Source organism: Thioalkalivibrio sp. ALE21, assembly GCF_003208255.1.
GTDB lineage: Bacteria > Pseudomonadota > Gammaproteobacteria > Ectothiorhodospirales > Ectothiorhodospiraceae > Thioalkalivibrio > Thioalkalivibrio halophilus.
On sequence record NZ_QKMA01000039.1, the window covers coordinates 1 to 4,492 of the forward strand.

The following is a 4,492-nucleotide window of genomic DNA, read 5'->3' on the forward strand; positions in this document are numbered from 1 at the left end:
CTGATCCGGCCGAAACGGCCGCAGACCAACGGAATGGTGGAGCGCTTCAACGGCCGCATCGCCGACTTGCTGCGGACCCGGCGCTTCGGCTCGGGAGAACATCTGAAGGACACCCTCCAGGACTACCAGCGCCTTTACAACCATCAGATCGGGCAGAAAGCGCTGGGGCATCGAACGCCGGTTGAGACACTCAAGGCCTGGCAACAGGAACGCCCCGATTTATTTCGTAAACATGTATACAAACAGCCGGGACCCGACAACTACCAAAGGCGCTGTACCTGTTTGCTCCGCTCGACAGCATCGAAAGGCAAGCTCCTGCAGAACGGCACGAGTTCATCTTCAGTCGCGCAGACGCCTATCTGTTCCGTTGGAATGAAACGCATCCGGAATCGCGGCTAAATGCGCGCGGCAATAGCCCGGATTTTGAGCCGGACCGAGACGGCCAATACATCCACTGCGATGGAGGCCATACTTGGGTTCATGATCCCATGCACTGCGATCCGGACGAGCGGGATCCTGGGCCCTTCTGGGCCAATGCCGAAGAAACGGCTTCGGGCCGAACCCTCCTGGACGCACGGTTCGATCAGTACGAACGGGCTGTGGGTGGGCTGCTCCAAAGCTGGGTGATCGCCTGCTACAGGTTCGATTTGCTACCCGACAAGTACCGGACCGAAAGTGGCTCCAGCGCATCGAGCCTGATGGAAGAACGATACAGTCGCCTCGTCCCAAAGGACATGCAACCCACGCCAGAATCGCTCAATGCAACGGCCGAATGGCTACTCAGCCTCGTTCCCTCCGACCATCCTCTCCGTGACAACATCCACTTCAGGGACGAGGTATTCACATACCAGCCGGTGACCGCCGACGTCACTCTGCTGAGCTACCGCGAGGTGCAAGCACTTGAGCGAATGCTGTTAGGTCTAGGTCACGACGGAGACCGAGACGGTATCGAAACCATTCTCAAAGATCCTCGCCGCCTGAAACACTACGTCCAGCCAGTTCCACTTGATACACCAATTCCCCACGAACATGTTCGTCAGGAGAGTCTGTACTCCGGGACCGCCATGTCCTATTTCCTGGCAGGACTGAATGGCGACCGGCCCCACGCTCAGGTATTGGGATATTTCCAGGTACTTGAGCATGCGATGCACACGCAACTGGAAAAGGGTGGTCTTCAACCCCTATTGGAAGCCATGCCGGATGCGGTACTGGGACAGTGCTATACCACTGCCATAGGTGGAGAAGCCGATGCCCTTCAGGCACGCGGGCCGAATGGAGGACTGAACCGGGCCACACTAATGAACTTAATCACGAAGGAAATGAGGGACCCGTCGGTCCACGCAGGTAATCCGCGACCAGGACAATTGCCTCCGGTTGACCCATATGCCGCACACCAATTCCAGCCACGCTTCCGACAAACCGTAGCGATCACCCGAGAAATCGCCCGGTACTGGGTTTCGCAAACAGCTTCGAGTGCCATTGCGTGAGATAACGGGGTCGGACCACGGTACGCACTGGCTGAAAGGAGGACCCGTTCGTCCCTCATCCCTGAAACCAATTGTGAATCACAAGAGTTGCTCCAATGGCCAAATACGAAGTCAAACAAACCGCCGTCAGCCAGGTCCTCGCCGACGTCCGCAGCGACAAGATCGCCATCCCTGAACTGCAACGCCCGTTCGTCTGGAAGACCTCTCAGGTGCGTGACCTGATCGACTCGCTCTACAACGGCTATCCGGTCGGCTACCTGATCACCTGGCAGTCGGTGGGCGCCAAGCTCAAGGGGGGCGAGACCGCCCGGCACCAGCAGATCCTCATCGACGGCCAGCAGCGCGTCACGGCGCTGCGCGCCGCAATTGCGGGCCTGCCCGTGGTCGGCAAGCGCTATGACAGGAAGCCCATCACTATCGCGTTCAATCCGTTGACCGAAGAGTTCGCCACGCTCACCCCGGCGATCCGCAACAGCCGCCAGTGGATCCATGACATCAGCGCGTTCTTTTCTTCTTCCAGCCAGCTCAGCTTCCTGCGCGGTTACTTCGAACAGAATCCCGACGCCGATGAAGAGCGCGTCGAGACGGCGGTCACGAACCTGGCCGGTATCGAGCATGCCCAGGTCGGTGTGATCTCCCTGGCTGATGATCTCGACGTCGATACGGTGGCCGAGATCTTCGTCCGCATCAACGCCAAGGGCGTCCCTCTTTCAAGCGCCGATTTCGTGATGAGCAAGATCGCGACTTACGGCGATGAGGGGCGCAACCTGCGCAAGCTCATCGATTACTTCTGCCACCTGAATGTCTCGGGACACGCCTTCGACGACATCCGCGACAACGACACCGAGTTTGCCGATTCCCCGCACCTGGCCAAGATCGAGTGGCTCAAGAACCAGTCCGACGAGCTTTTCCAGCCCGAGTACACCGATGTGATCCGCATCGCCGGGCTGGTGGGGTTCAGCCGCGGCAAGGCGGGGGCCATTGTGAGCGAGCTGTCCGGCCTCGATCCGGAGACCCGCCGGATAGACGAGGAGCGCATCCCGGCCGCGTATGCGCGCTTCTCCGGCGCCCTGGACCAGTTGGTCAGCAAGACGCATCTTGAGCGCTTCGTCATGATGATCAAGTCGGCCGGCTTCATCGATTCCAGCATGATCGGCTCCAAGAACGCGCTCAACTTTGCCTATGCCCTCTACCTCCGCCTGCGTGGCAACGATCAGCTCTCGGAAGGGGAGCGGGCGCGGGTGATCAAGCGCTGGTTCGTGATGACCCTGCTCACCGGGCGGGCGGTGGGCAGCTTCGAGTCGACCTGGGAGACGGACTTGCGCCGGATCAATGAGCTGGGGGCCGCCGAGTACCTGCGAGTGATTGAGGAGTCGGAGCTGGGCGAGGGCTTCTGGGGGGTGGCACTGTTGCAGGAACTGGTCTCGCCGAGCAAGCGCAGCCCCGCGTTCCAGATCTACCTGGCCGCTCGGGTGACCAAGGGGGGCCGTGGCTTCCTCTCCAAGTCGATCAACGTCGCGCAGATGATCGAGGGCCATGGCGACATGCACCACATCGTGCCGAAGAACCACTTGATCAAGAACGGCTACCCGAAGCAGTGGGACTACAACCAGATCGCCAACTTCGCCCTGACCGAGACGCCCGTCAACATCGCCATCAAGGACCATCCCCCGCAGGAGTACATGGCGTGGGTCGCCGAGCAGATCCGCACCGGTGAGCTGCGTATCGGCGAGATCACCGACCAGGGCGACCTTGAGGCCAACCTGGCCGAGAACGCCATCCCCGACTTCATCGGCGAGGTGACCGCGGACAACTATCAGGAATTCCTGGAGGCCCGGCGGAAGCAGATGGCGGCGATGATCCGGGAGTACTACGAGGGGTTGTGAGCCGAGGCACCAACGCCTATCTGGCGCGCTGCGGTTCAACCCCGGAGGAGGGCGGCCGCCGCTGGGTGCTGGCGTGGCGGGGCACCGAGGCCGATTACCAGGACATCATCGCCGATGTCACCGTCTTCAAGCGCACCGCCGACTACCACCACAAGTGGCGCGTCCACGGCGGCTTCCTGACCGCCCTGCAGGCCGTCTGGGGCTCCTGGTGGAACCCGACCTCACGCTGCTGCTGGCCTGGGGCGGCCTCACCGGACTGGAGGCGGCCGGCGTGGTGACCCTGCCGTGGTACGTGAAGGGCGGCGTCATGGCCGGTTTCGCCTACGCCGCAGTGCAACTGCTGCCGAAGCTGTTGCGCCTGCTCCCCGGCAAGACGCGCACCCGCTGGCGTCTGGTCAGCGACCATTTCATGGAGGCGTATGCGTGTGGGGTGCGGGAGGGGCGGGGGTGATTGCACAACGGTACGGCGTTGCCGTATAGTCTGGTTATGCTCTTCATCGAGACCAGCACATTCAGCAAGCTTTTGCCGAAGTACCTCACGGACGACGAATATCGGGCGTTGCAATCGCTACTTGTCGGGTCCCGGCTGTTTGTATACATGTTTACGAAATAAATCGGGGCGTTCCTGTTGCCAGGCCTTGAGTGTCTCAACCGGCGTTCGATGCCCCAGCGCTTTCTGCCCGATCTGATGGTTGTAAAGGCGCTGGTAGTCCCGGAGGGTGTCCTTCAGATGCGCCCCCGAGCCGAAGCGCCGGGTCCGCAGCAAGTCAGCGATCCGGCCGTTGAAGCGCTCCACCATTCCGTTGGTCTGCGGCCGTTTCGGCCGGATCAGACGATGCTCGATCCCGTGGTCGGCGCACAGCCGGTCGAACGGGTGGCGTCCGGTGGGCTTGCGCTCCCCGGTGGCCGCAAAGCGGTCCGTGAACTCCTTGCCGTTGTCCGTGACCACGTGCGTGACATGGAACGGCGCCCGCTCGATCAGCTTCTTCAGAAAGCCGCGCGCGGCGTCGGCCGTCTTCGAGCGCCGCACCTCCAGGTAGACCCAGCGCGAGGCCCGATCGATGGCCACGAACAGGTAACCGCGCGAGGGCTCGTCGGCCATCTGGGGCAGGTACTTCA

At 61.7% G+C, this 4,492-nt stretch carries 4 protein-coding genes and 1 pseudogene; 4 read left to right on the top strand and 1 reads right to left on the bottom strand.

The genetic code is table 11. The annotated features are described in order from the left end of the window. From D893_RS13600 to D893_RS13990, 4 genes and pseudogenes are all read left to right on the top strand, one after another. Window positions 1–258 (top strand): annotated as a pseudogene (locus D893_RS13600) (integrase core domain-containing protein); the annotation flags it as partial. A gap of 230 nt (window positions 259–488) precedes the next feature. Continuing rightward, complete coding sequence (locus tag D893_RS13785; RefSeq protein ID WP_146220569.1) at window positions 489–1,487, top strand: hypothetical protein; 999 nt, start codon at window positions 489–491, stop codon at window positions 1,485–1,487. 95 nt (window positions 1,488–1,582) lie between these two features. Further along, window positions 1,583–3,373, top strand: coding sequence for a DUF262 domain-containing protein (locus D893_RS13610; RefSeq protein ID WP_110620079.1), 1,791 nt, complete (start codon window positions 1,583–1,585; stop codon window positions 3,371–3,373). A gap of 208 nt (window positions 3,374–3,581) precedes the next feature. Then, complete coding sequence (locus D893_RS13990) at window positions 3,582–3,824, top strand: hypothetical protein (RefSeq protein WP_244263474.1); 243 nt, start codon at window positions 3,582–3,584, stop codon at window positions 3,822–3,824. Between the two features lie 117 nt (window positions 3,825–3,941). On the opposite strand, the gene D893_RS13625 is transcribed toward D893_RS13990, so the two are convergent. Beyond that, a partial coding sequence (locus tag D893_RS13625; RefSeq protein WP_146220570.1) for a DDE-type integrase/transposase/recombinase occupies window positions 3,942–4,492 on the bottom strand: 551 nt, incomplete at its 5' end.